General features: G+C 63.8%; 18 protein-coding genes. 14 read left to right on the top strand and 4 right to left on the bottom strand.

Translation table 11 applies throughout. From position 1 onward, the window contains the following. Positions 1 to 14: 14 nt before the first annotated feature. From BUA05_RS02240 to BUA05_RS02195, 10 genes are all read left to right on the top strand, one after another. Positions 15 to 1,547: an acyl-CoA carboxylase subunit beta gene (locus BUA05_RS02240; protein WP_072673089.1), complete on the top strand. Its 1,533-nt coding sequence runs from the start codon at positions 15 to 17 to the stop codon at positions 1,545 to 1,547. Positions 1,548 to 1,556: 9 nt separating this feature from the next. Beyond that, positions 1,557 to 2,495: a GIY-YIG nuclease family protein gene (locus BUA05_RS02235; protein ID WP_143150235.1), complete on the top strand. Its 939-nt coding sequence runs from the start codon at positions 1,557 to 1,559 to the stop codon at positions 2,493 to 2,495. Next, positions 2,482 to 2,934: a methylmalonyl-CoA epimerase gene (gene mce / locus BUA05_RS02230; protein WP_072673031.1), complete on the top strand. Its 453-nt coding sequence runs from the start codon at positions 2,482 to 2,484 to the stop codon at positions 2,932 to 2,934. Before BUA05_RS02235 ends, mce begins: the two co-directional genes overlap by 14 nt. Positions 2,935 to 3,046: 112 nt before the next feature. Beyond that, entirely contained in the window at positions 3,047 to 3,832 is a 786-nt protein-coding gene (locus BUA05_RS02225; RefSeq protein ID WP_072673030.1) for an enoyl-CoA hydratase-related protein, read from the top strand. Positions 3,833 to 3,954: 122 nt separating this feature from the next. Further along, on the top strand, positions 3,955 to 6,108 hold the full coding sequence (gene scpA / locus BUA05_RS02220) for a methylmalonyl-CoA mutase (protein ID WP_072673029.1): 2,154 nt from the start codon (positions 3,955 to 3,957) through the stop codon (positions 6,106 to 6,108). A 127-nt stretch (positions 6,109 to 6,235) separates the two neighbouring features. Continuing rightward, the gene (locus BUA05_RS02215; RefSeq protein ID WP_072673028.1) at positions 6,236 to 6,481 is read left to right on the top strand and encodes a hypothetical protein; all 246 of its coding nucleotides are present in this window, start codon (positions 6,236 to 6,238) and stop codon (positions 6,479 to 6,481) included. Continuing rightward, a complete protein-coding gene (gene bioB / locus BUA05_RS02210) occupies positions 6,474 to 7,484 on the top strand; it encodes a biotin synthase BioB (RefSeq protein ID WP_072673027.1) in 1,011 nt (336 codons plus the stop codon). Before BUA05_RS02215 ends, bioB begins: the two co-directional genes overlap by 8 nt. Before the next feature lie 102 nt (positions 7,485 to 7,586). Further along, complete coding sequence (locus BUA05_RS02205; RefSeq protein ID WP_072673026.1) at positions 7,587 to 8,378, top strand: heme-dependent oxidative N-demethylase family protein; 792 nt, start codon at positions 7,587 to 7,589, stop codon at positions 8,376 to 8,378. Next, positions 8,375 to 8,833: a lysozyme inhibitor LprI family protein gene (locus BUA05_RS02200; protein ID WP_084662416.1), complete on the top strand. Its 459-nt coding sequence runs from the start codon at positions 8,375 to 8,377 to the stop codon at positions 8,831 to 8,833. The genes BUA05_RS02205 and BUA05_RS02200 overlap by 4 nt, the downstream gene beginning before the upstream one ends. An 87-nt stretch (positions 8,834 to 8,920) precedes the next feature. Next, positions 8,921 to 10,975: an acetyl-CoA carboxylase biotin carboxylase subunit gene (locus BUA05_RS02195; protein WP_072673025.1), complete on the top strand. Its 2,055-nt coding sequence runs from the start codon at positions 8,921 to 8,923 to the stop codon at positions 10,973 to 10,975. 24 nt (positions 10,976 to 10,999) lie between these two features. Here BUA05_RS02195 and BUA05_RS02190 read toward each other — a convergent pair whose 3' ends face one another. Further along, positions 11,000 to 11,452 (bottom strand): hypothetical protein, encoded by a 453-nt coding sequence (locus tag BUA05_RS02190; RefSeq protein ID WP_072673024.1) that lies wholly within the window; start codon positions 11,450 to 11,452, stop codon positions 11,000 to 11,002. A 239-nt stretch (positions 11,453 to 11,691) separates the two neighbouring features. On the opposite strand from BUA05_RS02190, the gene BUA05_RS14875 reads away from it, so the two are divergent. Next, complete coding sequence (locus BUA05_RS14875; RefSeq protein ID WP_245790045.1) at positions 11,692 to 12,090, top strand: hypothetical protein; 399 nt, start codon at positions 11,692 to 11,694, stop codon at positions 12,088 to 12,090. Here BUA05_RS14875 and BUA05_RS02180 read toward each other — a convergent pair. The 3 genes from BUA05_RS02180 to BUA05_RS02170 are packed head-to-tail and all read right to left on the bottom strand — an operon-like array spanning position 12,011 to position 14,453. Beyond that, positions 12,011 to 12,781 carry a cyclase family protein gene (locus BUA05_RS02180; RefSeq protein ID WP_072673023.1) on the bottom strand — a complete coding sequence of 257 codons (771 nt, stop codon included), beginning with the start codon at positions 12,779 to 12,781 and terminating at the stop codon, positions 12,011 to 12,013. The two genes, BUA05_RS14875 and BUA05_RS02180, sit on opposite strands and share 80 nt — an antisense overlap. Beyond that, positions 12,778 to 13,896 carry a 3-dehydroquinate synthase gene (aroB, locus tag BUA05_RS02175; protein WP_072673022.1) on the bottom strand — a complete coding sequence of 373 codons (1,119 nt, stop codon included), beginning with the start codon at positions 13,894 to 13,896 and terminating at the stop codon, positions 12,778 to 12,780. Before aroB ends, BUA05_RS02180 begins: the two co-directional genes overlap by 4 nt. Beyond that, positions 13,887 to 14,453: a shikimate kinase gene (locus tag BUA05_RS02170; RefSeq protein ID WP_072673021.1), complete on the bottom strand. Its 567-nt coding sequence runs from the start codon at positions 14,451 to 14,453 to the stop codon at positions 13,887 to 13,889. The genes aroB and BUA05_RS02170 overlap by 10 nt, the downstream gene beginning before the upstream one ends. A 38-nt stretch (positions 14,454 to 14,491) precedes the next feature. On the opposite strand from BUA05_RS02170, the gene BUA05_RS02165 reads away from it, so the two are divergent. From BUA05_RS02165 to BUA05_RS02155, 3 genes are read left to right on the top strand one after another with little or no spacing between them, the layout of a single operon-like run. After that, positions 14,492 to 14,698 carry a hypothetical protein gene (locus BUA05_RS02165; protein WP_072673020.1) on the top strand — a complete coding sequence of 69 codons (207 nt, stop codon included), beginning with the start codon at positions 14,492 to 14,494 and terminating at the stop codon, positions 14,696 to 14,698. Next, complete coding sequence (locus tag BUA05_RS02160) at positions 14,695 to 16,629, top strand: hypothetical protein (protein ID WP_245790044.1); 1,935 nt, start codon at positions 14,695 to 14,697, stop codon at positions 16,627 to 16,629. The genes BUA05_RS02165 and BUA05_RS02160 overlap by 4 nt, the downstream gene beginning before the upstream one ends. 21 nt (positions 16,630 to 16,650) lie before the next feature. Then, the gene (locus BUA05_RS02155; RefSeq protein ID WP_072673019.1) at positions 16,651 to 17,568 is read left to right on the top strand and encodes a tyrosine recombinase; all 918 of its coding nucleotides are present in this window, start codon (positions 16,651 to 16,653) and stop codon (positions 17,566 to 17,568) included. Positions 17,569 to 17,570 lie beyond the last annotated feature (2 nt).

Raw genomic sequence — 17,570 nt, 5'->3', positions numbered from 1 at the left:
AACAGGGGATGCCCGTGTCCGCCAATATCGCCGAAATGGAACGCCGCCGTGAAGCCGCCAAGATGGGCGGCGGGGCCAAGCGCATCGAAGCCCAGCACGCCAAGGGCAAGCTGACCGCGCGTGAGCGGCTGGATGTGCTGCTCGACGAAGGCAGCTTTGAAGAGCTGGATACCTATGTCGAACATGACTGCATGGATTTCGGCATGGAAACGCAGCGCATCCCCGGCGACGGGGTGGTGACCGGCAGCGGCACCATCAACGGGCGTCTGGTCTATGTGTTCTCGCAGGATTTCACCGTGTTCGGCGGGAGCCTGTCGAAACGCCATGCCGAAAAGATCTGCAAGGTGATGGACACCGCGATGAAGGTCGGCGCGCCGGTGATCGGGTTGAACGATTCGGGCGGCGCGCGGATTCAGGAGGGCGTGGCCAGCCTCGGCGGCTATGCCGAGGTGTTCCAGCGCAATGTGCTCGCCAGCGGCGTGGTGCCGCAGATCAGCCTCATCATGGGGCCGTGCGCGGGCGGGGCGGTCTATTCGCCTGCCATGACCGACTTCATCTTCATGGTGAAGGATTCGAGCTACATGTTCGTCACCGGCCCGGACGTGGTGAAGACCGTCACCAACGAGGTCGTGACGCAGGAGGAACTGGGCGGGGCGATCACGCATACCACCAAGACCAGCGTGGCCGATCTTGCTTACGAAAACGATATCGAAGCCCTGCTGGCCACCCGCCGCTTCATGGATTTCCTGCCGCTGTCGAACCGCGAGGAAGTGCCGACGCTCCCCACCAGTGATCCGTGGGACCGGCTCGACATGAGCCTCGACACGCTGATCCCCGACAATGCCAACCTGCCCTACGACATGCACGAAGTCATCGCCAAGGTGCTGGACGAAGGCGATTTCTTCGAGATCCAGCCGGCCCACGCGGGCAACATCCTGTGCGGTTTCGGCCGCGTGGAAGGCCGCACCGTCGGCGTGGTGGCGAACCAGCCGATGGTGCTGGCAGGCGTGCTCGACATCAATTCCTCAAAGAAAGCCGCGCGCTTCGTGCGGTTCTGCGATGCGTTTGAAATCCCGATCATCACCTTTGTCGACGTCCCCGGCTTCCTCCCCGGCACCGCGCAGGAGCTGGGCGGGATCATCAAGCACGGCGCAAAGTTGCTGTTCGCCTATGCCGAGGCGACCGTGCCCAAGATCACCGTCATCACCCGCAAGGCTTACGGCGGGGCCTATGACGTGATGGCCTCCAAGCACCTGCGCGGCGATTTGAACTACGCCTGGCCCACGGCGGAAATCGCGGTGATGGGCGCCAAGGGCGCGGTGGAAATCATCTTCCGGCAGGACCGCGGCGACGCTGAAAAGATCGCCGAAAAGACCAAGGAATACGAAGACCGCTTCGCCAACCCCTTCGTCGCCGCACAGCGGGGCTATATCGACGAGGTGATCCACCCGCACTCGACCCGCCGCCGGATCGCGCTGGGGCTAAGGAAGCTCCGGACGAAGCAGCTGGAGAACCCGTGGAAGAAGCATGACAATATTCCGCTGTGAGGTGAGCCAGTGCCGCAAAATTTGATCGGACGAAGTCTGAAGCTTTTCCTAGTCGATGGCACCCCTTCCGGCGTTATCACCGCGGAATTGGGTGTTTCTTCCGTCCGGGCGGTAGTTGCAAACCGTGTCTCTCTTCCGGATTTGATTTCGAGGGACGAAGCATCAAGGACGGGCGTTTACCTTCTGCTAGGCTCGGACGATGGTGAGAATTCAAAAGTTTACGTGGGAGAAGGAGACTCTGTCAGGACCCGTCTGAGTTCTCATGACTCCGATGAATCCAAGGCCTTCTTCGAGCGGGTCGCCTTGATTGTATCGAAAGATGAAAACCTAACAAAGGCTCACGGGAGGTATCTCGAAAGTCGAATTCTGGAACAGATTAAAGGCTCTGGTCAGGCAGAGATCGTAAATGCGACCTCGCCATCCTTCACTGGACTCCCAGAAGCTGAGATCGCTGATATGGAACGGGTATTGGAAGAAATTTCCATCCTCCTTCCAATCCTCGGATTTGACCTCTTCAAATCTCAGAAGCCCCCTGTCCTCTCGGCAGAAATGGTATCTGGTTCTAGGCAACCAATCGATTATCGTCCGGTTCAGGCTAGTGGACAATTTATTGCTCAAATTCGCGGGGCCACGGGAGAAGCGATAGAAGATGCAGGGCAGTTTATTTTGCTCGCTGGCTCGAAGGTCTATGCGACTGAGAAATCCTCATTTGCTGACCACCTCAGATTGAGGAAGGCTCGGCTTAGGCAGAATGGCACCCTTGTTGACACTACTGATCCTGAGCTGTGGGAGCTTACCCAAGACACAAACCTTGGCAGTCCGTCTGCGGCATCCGCATTCATGGCTGGACGCTCAGACAACGGGCGGACGACCTGGAGGACCAAAGACACTGGAATTACTTACGCCGATTGGCGTGCAATGAAGTTGAGGCAACATGAAGCTGGGTAGACTGAACCACATCGGGGTCGCCACGCCCTCCATCGCGGACTCCATCGCCTTCTACCGCGACGTGATGGGCGCGACCAAGATCCACACGCCGTTCGACCTAGAGGAGCAGGGCGTGAAGGTCTGCTTCGTCGACACCCCCGGAGCCGATGGCGCTATGAACGGCACGCAGATCGAGCTGATCGAGCCGCTGGGGGAAGGCTCCACGCTCGCCGGTTTCCTCGCCAAGAACCCGCTCGGCGGGCAGCATCACCTGTGCTTTGAAGTGCCCGACATCGCCGAGGCGCGCACCGCGTTTGAAGAACTCGGCAAGCGCATCCTCGGTCCCACGCGCATCGGCGCGCATGGCACCCCTATCTTTTTCGTCCATCCCAAGGACATGGGCGGCATGCTTACCGAAATCATGGAGACCCCGCGCGAGGATGCGCATTGGTCGAATTAGTTTAATCGTCTCCCCGGACTTGATCCGGGGCCCCGCTTCTTTTGTCACCTGATGAAGAAGAAAGCGGGGCCCCGGCTCGGGGCCGGGGGGGCGTGAAAGAAAGGTTGAACGAATGTCTTACGAAACCATCCGCGCCGAACGTGACGGCCCGCTGCTCACCATCACCTTGAACCGCCCCGAGCGGCTCAACGCCATGCCGCCCGCGATGGCGGACGAACTGGGGCAGGCGTTCTACGACCTTGGCGATGCGCGTGCGGTGCTGATCACGGGTGAAGGCAAGGGCTTCTGTTCGGGCGCGGACCTGTCCGCACGCGGCGATGGCAGCGCATTGGGCGGGAAGGGCGGCAGCCACGAGGCCCTGATCAATCATTACAACCCGGCGATCAGCCAGCTTATCCGCGCGCAGGTACCGGTGATCTGCGCTGTCAACGGACCGGCAGCGGGCGTAGGGTGCAGCCTCGCGCTGGCGGCAGACTTCACCATCGCTGCCAAGAGCGCCTATTTCCTCCAGGCCTTTGTCAATATCGGCCTTGTGCCCGATGGCGGATCGACCTGGCTGCTCGCCCGCGCCATCGGCCGCGCCCGCGCCACGCGGATGATGATGCTGGGCGAGAAGATTTCGGGCGAACAGGCCGAGGAATGGGGCCTGATCTACAAATGCGTCAATGATGCCGAGTTGATGACCGAAGCCCGCGCGCTGGCCGAGAAGCTGGCGAACGGGCCGACGGTCGCCTACGCCACAATGAAGCGCAACATCGCCACAGCGCTCGACCAGAACCTGCAAATGGTGCTGCTGGCCGAGGCCGAGGGCCAGCGCATCGCCGGCGCGACCAAGGACGCGATGGAGGGCGGGATGGCCTTCCTTCAGAAGCGCAAGGCCGAGTTCAAGGGTCAATAGTCGGCCAGACTATTGACCCGCAGCCCCCGCGAAGGCGGGGGCTCAGCTTCCTTTTGCGCCATGGATGCTGGAACGAAGTCACCACAGGTGAAACAAGTTCAGCATGACGGGATTGTATAGTGATGACCCAGAAACCCACCCCCGCCGACTGGAAAGCCCTCGCCGACAAGGAAGTGAAGGGCCGTGACCTGACCTGGCAAACGCCCGAAGGTTTCGCGATCAAGCCGCTCTATACGGCGGAGGATCACGCCGATTTCGACCCCGGCCTGCCCGGCTTCGCGCCCTTCACGCGGGGTGTGAAGGCGAGCATGTATGCGGGGCGCCCGTGGACGATCCGGCAATATGCGGGCTTTTCCACCGCTGAGGAATCGAACGCCTTCTACCGCCGCAATCTGGCAATGGGGCAAAAGGGCCTGTCGGTAGCCTTCGACCTCGCCACCCACCGGGGATATGACAGCGATCACCCGCGCGTGGTCGGCGATGTCGGCAAGGCGGGGGTGGCGATCGACACGATCGCGGACATGCAGATCCTGTTCGACCAGATCCCGCTCGATGCCATGAGCGTGTCGATGACGATGAACGGCGCGGTGATCCCGGTGCTGGCCTTCTTCATCGTCGCGGCCGAACGTCAGGGCGTGTCGCAGGACAAGCTGGAAGGCACGATCCAGAACGACATCCTCAAGGAGTTCATGGTCCGCAACACCTATATCTACCCGCCCGAGCCTTCGATGCGGATCATTTCGGACATTATCGCCTATACATCGGCCAACATGCCGAAATTCAACTCGATTTCGATTTCCGGCTATCACATGCACGAGGCAGGCGCCACGGCGGTGCAGGAGCTTGCCTTCACCATTGCTGACGGCAAGGAATATGCGAGCCGCGCCATGGCGGCGGGGCTGGATATTGATGCCTTTGCAGGGCGTTTGAGCTTCTTCTTCGGCATCGGCATGAACTTCTTCATGGAGATCGCCAAGCTGCGCGCCGCCCGCACGCTGTGGTACAAGGTGATGGACGGGTTGGGCGCGAAGGACGAACGCTCCAAGATGCTGCGCACCCACTGCCAGACCAGCGGCGTCAGCTTGCAGGAACAAGACCCCTACAACAACGTCATCCGCACCACGGTTGAAGCGATCGCGGCGGTGCTGGGCGGCACGCAGTCGCTCCACACCAATGCTTTGGACGAGGCGATTGCGCTCCCCACTGATTTCAGCGCCCGCATCGCGCGCAACACGCAATTGGTGCTGCAAGAGGAAAGCGGCATCTGCAACGTCGTCGATCCGCTCGGCGGCTCGCATTATATTGAGGCTTTGACCGCTCGCCTCGTGGCCGAAGCCGAGGCGATGATGGCTGAGGTCGACGCGGCGGGCGGCATGACCGCCTATGTCGCCACCGGCGCACCCAAGGCCGCGATCGAACGCGCAGCGGCGGAAAAGCAGACCGGGATCGACAAGGGCGAGACGGTGATCGTCGGGGTCAACAAGTATCGCAAAGACAGCGAAGACCCGATAGACACGCTGGATATCGACAACCAGAAGGTGCGCACGGGGCAGATTGCCCGCCTCGCCAAGGTGCGTGCAGGCCGCGACGAGGCGGCGTGCCGTGCGGCGCTCGCGGCGTTGACGGCGGGCTGTACATCCGGCGAGAACGTGCTGGCGCTGGCCGTCGAAGCCGCCCGCCACGATGCCACGCTGGGCGAGATTTCCTCGGCGATGGAAGAGGTGTTCGGCCGCCACGATGCGACGCCCGCGCCGGTCTCGGGCGTTTACAAAAGCGCCTACGAGTTCGACCGCCGCTGGGCGCAGGTAACGGACGGTGTGGAAGCCGTAGGCCGCCGTTTGGGCCGCAAGCCGCGCATCATGGTCGCCAAGATGGGGCAGGACGGCCACGATCGCGGCGCGAATGTGATCGCCAGCGCGTTCGGTGACATGGGCTTCGAGGTCGTCTCCGGCCCGCTGTTCCAGACACCGGAGGAATCGGTTGCGATGGCGCTCGAACACGATGTCGACGTGGTTGGCGCGTCGTCATTAGCCGCAGGCCACAAGACGCTGATCCCCGAACTGATCCGGCTTTTGCGTGAAGCAGGGCGCGGCGATATCAAGGTCACCGCAGGGGGTGTGATCCCACCGCAGGACTACGATTACCTACGCGAGGCAGGCGTACAGGGCATCTACGGCCCCGGCTCGAACGTGGTCGAATGCGCGGCGGATATCCTCGTGCTGCTCGGCCACAACATGCCGCCTTTGGGTGAGGGACTGGACGAGGCGGCGGAGTGATGGCTACTTCCTCGTCATTGCGAGCGGAGCGAAGCAATCCAGCTTCGGAGGTTGCTGCATAACGAGACGGCAGTTGATGGATTTCCGCTTCGCCTGCGGCTCCTCGCAATGACGAAGGGCTGGCTAAATGATTGTTGCTTATGTCGTTCACGAACTTGGCCCCGATGATTTGATCGGCCCACAAGAGCTTCCGGCCCTTCCCACGTCGGGGGCGATCATCAGCGGGATTGACCGCAACTCGAACAAGTATCGCCTGAAAGTCACTTCTGTCGAATTCTTCGTGGCTTCAACCGATCCAGAGCGCAAGGAAATGCAACTTGCATTGGGCGGTGAGACTCGAATCCGCATTACCGGAACCTCTTTTTATGACTGAAATCCGCACTGACTGGACCCGCACGGAAATCGCGGCCCTCTTCGACCTCCCCTTCACCGAGCTGCTGTTCCAGGCCGCCAGCGTCCACCGCGAATACCACCCGCCCACGCAGGTGCAGCTGTGCACCCTGCTCAGCATCAAGACCGGCGGGTGTCCGGAGGATTGCGGCTATTGTTCGCAGTCGGTGCACGCGGACTCCGGCGTCGAAGCCACCAAGCTGATGGACGTGCAGGCCGTGCTCCAGCGTGCGGCGCAGGCGAAGGATGCGGGCAGCCAGCGGTTCTGCATGGGTGCGGCGTGGCGCAATCCCAAGGACCGCGATATGCCCGCGATTGTCGAGATCGTGAAGGGCGTGCGAGACATGGGGCTGGAGACCTGCATGACGCTGGGGATGCTCGAACCGCATCAGGCAGCGCAGCTGGCCGAAGCGGGCCTCGATTACTACAATCACAACATCGACAGCTCGCCCGAATATTACGAGCGCGTCATCTCCACCCGCGATTTCCAGTGCCGGCTTGATACGCTGGACCATGTGCGCAAGGCCGGGATCAATGTGTGTTCCGGCGGGATCGTCGGGATGGGGGAGACGCGCGGGGACCGGGTGGGCTTTATCCACACGCTCGCCACCCTGCCGCAGCACCCCGAAAGCGTGCCGGTCAACGCGCTGGTGCCGGTAAAGGGGACGGTGCTGGGCAACATGCTGGCCGACACGCCGCTCGCCAAGATCGACGATATCGAGTTCGTCCGCACCGTAGCGGTGGCACGCATCACCATGCCGCGCTCGATGGTGCGGCTGTCGGCTGGGCGCGAGTCGATGTCCGAGGCGACGCAGGCGCTGTGCTTCCTTGCGGGCGCCAATTCGATCTTCACCGGCGAAAAGCTGCTGACCGCGCCCAATGCCGGTGACGACAGCGACGGTGCGCTGTTTGCGAAACTCGGCCTCACCGCGCTGCAAGGCGAGGAACCCGCGCGGTCGGCAAAGCAGGCGGAACCGGCGGGGTGACTTCCTTTAGTGTCATCCCAGCGAAAGCTGTGATCTGTAGCCAAGAGATCGGACGCCGGTGGCCTGAGACCCCAGCTTTCGCTGGGGTGAGGGATTAGGGCGGTGTCCCTCGGCTTCTCCGTCGACACGCTGCTGCCCAAGGCGCGGGGCGGCGGGCAGCTGCGCATGGGGCTGGTCAAGCTGGAGGAGCGCGAGTGGCTCCAGCCTGCGCCCGATCTGGCGGCACGCGCGGCGGGGTTTGCCGACTGGCCTGAGGGGGTGCAACTGACCCCCGAAGTGGATGCGCCGGGCCGCGAGCTTGCGGCGATGCTGGGTGTCGCAGGCGCGCTGCCTGAGGCCGCGCTGGCTTGTCACGAAGACCTCTGCATGCTGACCAAAGCCGAGGGCGAGGAGGTTTACCGCCTGATCGGGGCGGCGGTGGCATGGCCATCCGACTGGCATCCTGCCGAGAAGATCGGCCTGCCTTTGCGCGCGCTCCATGCTCCGATTGCGGGATACGAGGAGCAACTCGCCACCGGGGTTGATCGCTTCATGGAAACGCTCCGTCCCGGCCCGATCTACGCCCGCTGCAACTGGTTCATTGCGGCCACCGGAGAGCGCCGCTGGTTGCCTGACCTCCCGCCAGCCGAAGCCTTCGCCCATGTCACACCGGAGAACGCAGGCGAGACCCTGTTCGTCCGCTCCGAACGCCAGACCCTGCGCCGCCTGCCGCAAACGGTCGCGATCCTGTTCACCATCGGGATTTATGTGGAGCCGCTCGCTAGCCTTTCCCCCGCCAATATCATCATGCTCGGCAAGGCGGTGCAGACGCTCGTCAGCGGCGAGGGTGACCGCAGGGGCGCACCTGCTTATGCTGACAGCCTGATCGCCTTTGCCCAACGGAGAGCTGCATGATCGCCTCGTTTATCCTCCCGCTGCTGCTGCAAACCGCAAGTCCTGCCGAAGATGGGATGAGGCACGCTTTCGCGGCCGCAGAGCAAGGCGGCGATCCCGAATGGAACTGCGACGATCCGCAGGTGCAGCAGGAAATGAACTGGTGCGCGGGCCGCGATTTCGAGGTCGCGGATGAACGGCTCAATGCGCAATGGAAGGAAACCGCCGCGGTCATGAAAGCGCAAGATGCCGAGTTTGCGGCCTATGGAAGCGAGCGTGACACCCGCGAAGGCTTCTTTGAAAGCTTGCTCGAAGCCCAACGCGGCTGGCTGCGTTACCGTGACGCGCATTGCCGGGTCGATGGCTACACGGCGCGCGGCGGCAGCCTGGAACCGCTGCTGGTTTCGACCTGCAAGGCGCGGCTTACCCGCACGCGCACGAGGGAACTGAAGGAACTGGTCGAGGTCCCCGGCTGAAGCCCCAAATCCGCTAGCTTGCAGGCTGCGTGATCAGGCGGCATAGCCCTGTGCAAGAAAAAGCGCTTGCACGAGAGGTCTTCCGCCTTGTTCTCGAAAATCCTGATTGCCAACCGCGGCGAAATCGCCTGCCGGGTCATCACCACCGCCCGGAAAATGGGGATCAAGACCGTCGCGGTCTATTCCGATGCCGATGCGCGCGCGCCCTTCGTGGCGATGGCGGACGAGGCCGTGCATATCGGCCCGTCACCTGCGGCCGAATCCTATCTGATCGCGGACAAGATCATTGCTGCCTGCAAGCAGACCGGGGCCGAGGCGGTGCATCCCGGCTATGGGTTCCTGTCGGAACGCACCTCTTTCGCCGAGGCGCTGGCCAAGGAAAACATCGCCTTCATCGGCCCGCCGGTGAACGCCATCGCGGCAATGGGTGACAAGATCGAATCCAAGAAACTTGCCATGCAGGCGGGTGTCAATGTCGTCCCCGGCTTCGTCGGCGAGATCGAGGATACCGAGCACGCGGTCCGCATCTCGAACGAGATCGGCTATCCGGTGATGATGAAGGCCAGCGCAGGCGGCGGGGGCAAGGGGATGCGCCTTGCCTATTCCGAAGCCGACGTGCGCGAGGGCTTTGAAAGCGTTAAGCGCGAAGGGCTGAGCAGCTTTGGCGATGACCGCGTTTTCATCGAGAAATTCATCCTCAACCCGCGCCACATCGAAATCCAGATCCTCGGTGATCAGCACGGCAACATCCTCTATCTGAACGAGCGCGAATGCTCGATCCAGCGCCGCCACCAGAAGGTGGTCGAGGAAGCGCCGTCGCCCTTCGTCACGCCCAAGATGCGCAAGGCGATGGGCGAGCAATGCGTCGCCCTGTCGCGCGCGGTGGGGTATTATTCGGCTGGCACGGTCGAACTGATCGTCAGCGGCGCGGACCCGACGGGGGAAAGTTTCTACTTCCTCGAAATGAACACGCGTTTGCAGGTCGAACACCCCGTGACCGAGGCGATCACTGGCATCGATCTGGTCGAACAGATGATCCGCGTCGCCGCTGGCGAGAAGCTCGCCTTCACGCAGGACGATATGGGGATCGACGGCTGGGCGATCGAAAACCGCGTCTATGCCGAAGACCCCTATCGCGGGTTCCTGCCATCAACCGGGCGGCTGGTGGAATATTCGCCGCCGCTGCCGGGCTGGAGCGAGGATGAAACCGTCCAAGGTAAGGCACGGCGCGGGGTAGCGCGGGGCAATGGTTCGGTGCGGGTCGATGACGGTGTTTACCACGGCGGCGAGGTTTCGCGCTTCTACGACCCGATGATCGCCAAACTGGTGACCTGGGCGCCGACCCGTGACGAGGCGGCCGGCTTGCAGATCGAGGCGCTAGACAATTTCCGGATCAAAGGTCTCGGCCACAACATCGATTTCCTCAGCGCGATCATGCAGCACCCGCGTTTCCGTTCGGGGGAACTGACCACCGGCTTCATCGCCGAGGAATATCCCGAAGGTTTCCACGGCGCGGCGACGAGCGAGGATTTCCGCCGCATCCTTGCTGCTGTGTGCGCGGGCAACGAATTCACGCTTCAGGCGCGCGGGCGGCAGATTTCGGGGCAGCTTGATGGGCCGCTCCCGGTCGGCAGCGATTGGCTTGTCAAGCTGGGTGATGAACGCTTCGAAGTGACGCTGGGAGATGGCCATGCACTGGTCGATGGTGTGCGGGTGGAGGGCACCTGCGACTGGCTGCCCGGCATGGTGCAGGCCAGCGCCACCGGCAAGATTGGTGATGGCGCAGAGGTGCGCTTCGGCCTGATTGTCGAGCGGATCGGCAATCACTGGAAGGTCACGACCCGCGGCGCGGCGCACACTGCGCTGGTGCTGCCGCTGCGGCTTGCCCGACACGAATCGCTGATGCTGGAAAAGGTGCCGCCCGACCTGTCGCGCTTCCTGATCTGTCCGATGCCGGGGATGCTGATGAAGCTCCACGTGGCTGAGGGCGAGACCGTGCAGCCCGGCCAACCGCTCGCCACGGTCGAGGCGATGAAGATGGAAAACATCCTGCGCGCCGAAAAGGAAGGCGTCATCGCGAAGATCAACGCCGCCGAGGGCGAAAGCCTGGCGGTCGATGCGGTGATCCTCGAGCTGGAGTAGCGCCTTGTCCGGCGCAAGCGGCGATCAAAAGTCGGCGTTGAAGCGGATGGTGGAATAGGTCCAGCCTTTGGGCAGGCGATCCGCGGCAAACTCCCACAGGATCAGGATGTCGCGGTGCTGACAGATGTAACTGGTCATGATCCGCAGGCTTGATATGTAATCCTGCTTCCAGCCGACGCATTGCTCTGCCTTGCCATATTCGGCGCTGACGGTTTCGTTCTGGCTCACGACGAGGCTGATCTGGCTGGTCTGCTGCGCGACCACCGGATTTTCGCTGAGCGCCGCGCGCAAGGCTTCGGCTGCCTTGCCGGAGATGATCTCTGCGATCAGTGCATCGGTTTTCTCGCGCACATCGGCAAAATCGACCGGCGTGGGGGCGGAAAGTTCCTCGATGGTGCCTTGCGCGAAGGCGGGAGCGGCCAGTGGCATGGCGAGCAGAAACGGCATGGCACGGGCGAAGCGATGGGGGAAATTCATGAGGACCTCCTGAACACGAAACGACACAGCGCCCGTTCACAAGCGCGGGCCGTGCCTTGAGAGAAGTGAGCCGTGACACAGTGCTGCGTCAACACGGAATCAAGGCATTGTGGCGAGAAATATTCTTGCCGGATCGCTTGTAGATTTTCGTCAATATGATGATTCTCGGCCCCAAATGGCGGCGCGGATTTGGCAGATGGCCGCGATCCCAGTGATGATAGCCCTTGCCGGGTCGCGGAATGTCCCGCGCGCGGATTGGATCTGAATGGGAGGGTTTGATCATGGCACATACTGGGACGGGGTTCTTTGATCGCAAGGGGAACTTCTTCAAGTCCGCCCGTGATGCGACGGTGAGCGACCTTGCCGGGATGCTCGGGCAGATTGGCGAGGGCGAGAGTCTGGCTCCGGGCATCGCCTACATGCTGCTGGAACGCCGCGCCGAAATCGAGCGGTTGTTCGCCGAGCATGACAAGATGCTGGAGGAAGAAGCCGTGATCAGGGGAGCGCGTTTGGCGGAATCGCCGGACAATGTTGCCAAATTGGGCAGGCTGAACCGGGTCAGCTTTCCAGGACCGCCACAGCGCGGATCCAGCCAGCGCTGGCGCGTTCGATTTTCACCGGAAAGCAGCTCACCATGAAGCCGTAGGGCGGCAGGCTGTCCAGGTTGCACAGCTTTTCGATCTGGTAATAGGGACGGATGCGTCCAGCCTTGTGGCCTTCCCAGATGATCGCAGGATCGCGTTGTTCGGCCCAGCGTTTTGCCGTGTGACTGAAGGGCGCGTCCCAGCTCCATGCGTCGGTGCCGACGACTTCGACCCCGCGCTCCGTCAGCCACAAGGTCGCCTCTGCGCCCAGACCGACGCCCTGATCGGTGAAACCCTCGGTGCCGTAGACCGCGCCTGATTGCACCAGCACGATGTCAAGCGGTTCGAGCGCGTAGCCGATCCGCGCCAGCTCCGCCTCGACCTCGGCGGTGCTGACCACGTGGCCATGGGGAAGGTGGCTGAAATCGAGCTTCACGCCGGGCCGGAAGAACCGGTCGAGCGGGGCTTCGTCGATGCTGGGGGCAGGGCGCGCGCCAGAATCCGTGGTCGAATGGTAGTGCCACGGCGCGTCCATGTGGGTGCCGTTGTGGGTGGACAATTCGACGAATTCGACCGCCCAGCCTTCGCCATCGGGCAGGTCTTCGCGGGTAAGGCCGGGAAAGAACATCGCGATCTGTTCCCACGTGTTTTCATGGGTCATGTAGGTGACGCGGGGGCGCATCACATCAGGATCGGAGATCACGTCGTTGGTGATCGGGATCGAGAGATCGACGAAGCGGGTCATCCGGCAAGCTCTCCATCAAGAAAGGCGGCAATGTCGGCGAGGTCGACGTCGCGGGCGAGATAGGCCTCTCCGATGCCGCGCAGTAGCAGGAACGGCAGGGTCGTGCCTTCGGCCTTCTTGTCGTGTCGCATATGGTCGACCAGCGCAGCGCCATCGCAGGTTATCCCCAATGCCGGCAGGTTGGCGGGTAGGCCGACAGCGCCAATCGCCTGCGCGGCTCGTTCGGCATCGCCAGACGAAATTTCGCCGCGCCGCGCCGAATAGCGCGCTGCCAGAACCATCCCCAGCGCTACCGCTTCGCCGTGCAGCAACCGGTCGGAAAAGCCGGTCTCCGCCTCCAGCGCATGGCCAAAGGTATGCCCCAGATTGAGCAATGCGCGGCGGTCCAACGTCTCGCGCTCGTCCTCGGCGACGATCTGCGCCTTCATCGCGATGCTGGTGGCGATCGCGTGTTCGAGCGCAGTCGGCTCGCGCGCTAGAACCTTGTCGCCGTTCGCTTCCAGCCAGCCAAAAAACGCCGCATCGCCGAGCAAGCCATACTTGATCACCTCGGCATATCCGGCGCGCATTTCGCGTTCGGGCAGGGTGTCCAGCACCGTGGGATCGATCAGCACGAGGCTGGGCTGATGGAATGCTCCGATCAGGTTCTTGCCTGCCGCGGTGTTGATCGCGGTTTTCCCGCCGACCGAGCTATCGACCTGCGCCAGCAGCGTGGTCGGGATCTGCACGAAGCCGCAGCCGCGCTTGGTGACGGCGCAGGCGAAGCCGACCAGATCGCCCACCACCCCGCCGCCGAGCGCAAAGACATGATCCGATCGCGTCACGCCCAATGCCAGCAGCCAGTCGGTCAGCTGTTCGAGCACACCCCAGCTTTTTGCCTCCTCACCCGGTTGGACCACGAACCATTCGGCGGCCAGCCCATCCGCGTCGAGACTGTCATTAATCGCCATATGACACAGCCGGTGGGTGTTGGCATCGGCAACAAATGGAACCTTGCGCCCGCCCTCATAAGCCTTGAGGAATGGCGCGGCGGCCTTGGCCAACCGGCCCAGCAGTCCCTCCTCGATCACCACTTCATAAGCGCGCCCGGCCAGCGCGACAGGAATTACAGCCATTGGTCGATTGCCTTGATGATGGTGCGGGCGGTGTCGGCGTGGGGGCCGTTCTCGCTTACCACGCGGATAGGGGCCTCGGCATAGAACGGCGCGCGTTCTGCAGCCAGCCGGGTGAGGATTTCATGAGGGTTGCCGCCCTGCAGCAGCGGCCTCGTATTGCGCCGCGCCGTGCGTTCGACCAGCATATCCACATCGCAGTCGATCCACACCGCGATGGCACGTTCAAGGATCAGGGCGCGGGTCGACGCATCCACGAATGCCCCGCCACCGGTCGCAATCACGCCGTGGCCTTCCTCGATCAGGCGAGCGATCACGCGCCGTTCGCCGTCGCGGAAATAGGGCTCGCCGAACTGGGCGAAGATTTCGGGGATGCTGAGCTGTGCGGCATCGGCAATGGCATCGTCGGCATCGGCGAAGTCGCGTTCGAGCATCCGGGCGAGCTTGCGCCCCACGGTCGACTTGCCGACGCCCATCAACCCCACCAGCACCACGGGACGGCTGATGCGCGCAGCGACGGCAGCGATTGCGTGATCGGTTGATTCAAGTTCGTCGGACATTGCCGCACGGCCTATAGATGGGGTAGGGCGCGTGCAATATGGCAAACCTGTCCCGCCGGCTGGCATCACGGCAGATTCTTTCGCGCGAACCGGCGCCGCGATCGCGGCTGCGCTGGCTGGCGATGGCGCTGGCTGTGATTGCAGGCCTGGCCGGGTTGGCCTGGATCGACGGAGGCGAAGAACCGCTTCACCCGATTGCCGAGCCGGTAGAACTACCCGGACCTGCCTCCGGAGCTTCGCAATGAGATCGGTGGCTTCATACCGGATGCTGGCGGTCAGCATGCTGGCGCTGGGTTGTGCCGGCGCGCTTGGCGGGGCGGGTCTTGCAGGAATGGCGACCGCGCAGAGCAAGCCCGAATCGATTTTGCCCCCGGGGTTTGACGATCCGGTCCCTGCGCCCACCCCGACGCCGCGGCCCGCGCCCGCGCCGACATCAGGCCCGCCGCCGATTGTCCGTCCGGTCCCTGGCGAGGTTGGGCCAGTCCCGGTCGCGCCGTTCCCCGGCACCGTTCCTGCCAGACCTGTCGATGTGCCGCCTTTGCCCTCCATCACGCGCGACGAGCTGACCCGTCTGCCCAGCCTTGAAGAGCTGGAAAGCATGTCGACCGAAGAGCTCGACCAACTGCTTGGCCTCAAGCCCAAATTCGATATTCCGCCGGGCGCGCGCCGCGCTTTGACGCGTATCGGCGTGCTGGCGGTGGACGAAGGCGGCCTGCCGCCGCGCGCGCTTGCCAACCAGCCGGCCACCTTGGTCCGTGCAGCGCTGGCGGGCAACAAGGGGATGATGGTGTCGCGCTGGGGGCACATCCTGCTGCGCCGCGCACTGGCGAGCCGTATGGTCGCGCCCCAAGGCATGGAGCCGATCGAATTTGCCGCGCTGCGGGTCGGCCTGCTCAACCGCCTGGGCGAACACGCCGTTGCGCGCGCCGTGATGCAGGATATCGACACCGCCAATTGGTCGGCCGAACTCACATCCGAAGCGCTGAACGCCTATCTTGCGGTCGGCGACATTACCGGGGCCTGCCCGGCGGTGCGGCTTCAGGGTTCCACCCGCGAGGATGGGGAGTGGCAGCTGATGCAGGCGATCTGCAACGCCTTCGCTGGTGAAAGCGCGCTGGCCGCCTCGCAGCTTGACGGTGCGCTGTTCCGCGGCATCGCACCGCGCATCGACGTGTTGCTCGCGCGGCGTTTTGCCGGGGCGGCAGGGCGCGGCCAGCGTGCGGTGCAGATCGAGTGGGACGCCGTTGACGCACTCAATCCGTGGCGCTTTGGGCTGGCGACGGCCCTTGGAGAGCCGGTGCCCGATTCCCTGCTGGAGTCCGCGCTTCAGGCACCGGGCGGGGCTTATTACGCCCATGCCGGAGCGTTGCTGCCGATGTTGCCTGCGGCCCAGCGTGCGCCTTATGCCGGACGTGCGGCGCACGAAGGGATTTTCTCCTCGCAGGCGCTGATCGATCTTTACAGCGCCGTCTATGCCGACCCGGCGGCCAATGGCGAGGCGGCGACCAATGCGGCCACCTTGCGCGAGGCCTATCTTGCCGCCGATCCCGCCGCCCGCATCGCCGCGATGCAGCGGTTGTGGGACGCGGGCGAGGCGATCGGCGGTGGGGATGGTCACAGCGCGCAGGTGCTCACCGCCTATGCCGCGGCGCGGATCCCCGCCGACGCCTCCCATGCCGGGGCGGCGGGTGGATTGATCGCGGCAATGCTGACCGCCGGGCTCGATCGCGACGCATTGGCGTGGCGCGAGGTGGTTGAGCAAGGTTCGCTCGGCTGGGCGTTGATTGCGCTTGCGGCTCCGGGCAGTACCGGTGTCGGGCAAGGCGGGGTCGATGTTTTTCTCGATGATGATGAAAGCGCTGGTGCGCGCAAATCGGCTTTTCTCGTGGCGGGGCTGGCCGGGCTGGGCAAGCTGTCATCTGGCGATGCCGGGACGCTGGCAGACCGCGTCGGGGTCGATCTGGCCCGTCAGACCCGCTGGAGCCGTGCGATTTCGCGTGCAGCCGAGGTGAACAACCCGGCGCTGGTGGCGTTGCTTGCGGGGCTCGGGATGCAGGGAACGGGTTGGCAGCAGATGACCCCGCTTCATCTCTACCACATCACTGCAGCGCTGCGGCGCGTGGGACTGGAAGCCGAAGCCCGGATGATCGCCGCAGAGGCGGTCGCGAGAGGCTGAGGCCTGTCGCGGGGGAAGAGCATGTCCGCCGCCACCGAAGCCTTTCTCGCCATGCTCGCTGCCGAGCGCGGGGCTGCACCCAACACGCTGGCCGCCTACCGCCGCGATCTGGCCGGTGCGGAGGACGCGATTGGCGATCTCGCCAGCGCCCCGCGCGAAGCGGTCGCCAGCCTCGCGCAGGTCTGGGGCGCGCTTGCCCCTGCCAGCGTTGCGCGCAAGGCATCGGCGTTGCGGCAGTTTTTCGGATTTGCTGTCGATGAAGGCTGGCGGCGCGACGATCCTTCGGGCGCGCTGCCTGCCCCGCGCACGCGTCGCCCCTTGCCCCGGGTGCTGGGCCATGATCAGATCGCCGCGCTGTTCGTGCGGGCCGAGCTGGAAGCGGTGGTCGAGGAACCGCGCGCCGTGCGGAGCCTTGCGCTGATCGAATTGCTGTATGGATCGGGCCTGCGAGCGAGTGAACTGGTTACCCTGCCGCTGGTGGCGGTGCCGCGCGATGCCCCGTTCCTGACCATCACGGGCAAGGGCGGATCGACCCGGCTGGTGCCGGTCGGGGCGCGGGCGCTGGATGCGCTGGCGCGCTGGATCGCGGTTCGTCCCGGTCTTCCGGCCTCGCGCTATCTGTTTCCGTCGAAGGAGGGCAAGCCGTTGACCCGCGTGCGGCTGTTCCAGCTCATCAAGGCGCTTGCCGCGCGCGCCGGGGTTGATCCGGCCACGATCAGCCCGCACGTGCTGCGCCATGCCTTTGCCACCCACCTGCTTGAAGGCGGCGCAGACCTGCGGGTGTTGCAGACCTTGCTTGGCCATGCCGATATTGCCACCACCCAGATCTATACCCATGTCGAGCCGGCCCGGCTGGTCGCGCTGGTCAATTCGCGCCATCCGCTTGCCCAGCCCTCACTTGCCCAGCCTCCACTTGCCACACGCGCAACATCGGACTAGCG

The organism is Erythrobacter sanguineus (genome assembly GCF_900143235.1).
In the GTDB taxonomy this organism is placed as follows: Bacteria; Pseudomonadota; Alphaproteobacteria; order Sphingomonadales; family Sphingomonadaceae; genus Erythrobacter; species Erythrobacter sanguineus.
Note: the sequence above shows the minus strand (reverse complement) of the source record. Positions and strands in the feature narration are given on the sequence as shown.

Coding starts and splice junctions, on each gene's coding strand:
- mce (WP_072673031.1), top strand. CDS start 2,482: ATGAAGCTGGGTAGACTGAACCACATCGGGGTCGCCACGCCCTCCATC.
- BUA05_RS02225 (WP_072673030.1), top strand. CDS start 3,047: ATGTCTTACGAAACCATCCGCGCCGAACGTGACGGCCCGCTGCTCACC.
- scpA (WP_072673029.1), top strand. CDS start 3,955: ATGACCCAGAAACCCACCCCCGCCGACTGGAAAGCCCTCGCCGACAAG.
- BUA05_RS02215 (WP_072673028.1), top strand. CDS start 6,236: ATGATTGTTGCTTATGTCGTTCACGAACTTGGCCCCGATGATTTGATC.
- bioB (WP_072673027.1), top strand. CDS start 6,474: ATGACTGAAATCCGCACTGACTGGACCCGCACGGAAATCGCGGCCCTC.
- BUA05_RS02200 (WP_084662416.1), top strand. CDS start 8,375: ATGATCGCCTCGTTTATCCTCCCGCTGCTGCTGCAAACCGCAAGTCCT.
- BUA05_RS02190 (WP_072673024.1), bottom strand. CDS start 11,452: ATGAATTTCCCCCATCGCTTCGCCCGTGCCATGCCGTTTCTGCTCGCC.
- BUA05_RS14875 (WP_245790045.1), top strand. CDS start 11,692: ATGTCCCGCGCGCGGATTGGATCTGAATGGGAGGGTTTGATCATGGCA.
- BUA05_RS02180 (WP_072673023.1), bottom strand. CDS start 12,781: ATGACCCGCTTCGTCGATCTCTCGATCCCGATCACCAACGACGTGATC.
- aroB (WP_072673022.1), bottom strand. CDS start 13,896: ATGGCTGTAATTCCTGTCGCGCTGGCCGGGCGCGCTTATGAAGTGGTG.
- BUA05_RS02170 (WP_072673021.1), bottom strand. CDS start 14,453: ATGTCCGACGAACTTGAATCAACCGATCACGCAATCGCTGCCGTCGCT.
- BUA05_RS02165 (WP_072673020.1), top strand. CDS start 14,492: ATGGCAAACCTGTCCCGCCGGCTGGCATCACGGCAGATTCTTTCGCGC.
- BUA05_RS02160 (WP_245790044.1), top strand. CDS start 14,695: ATGAGATCGGTGGCTTCATACCGGATGCTGGCGGTCAGCATGCTGGCG.
- BUA05_RS02155 (WP_072673019.1), top strand. CDS start 16,651: ATGTCCGCCGCCACCGAAGCCTTTCTCGCCATGCTCGCTGCCGAGCGC.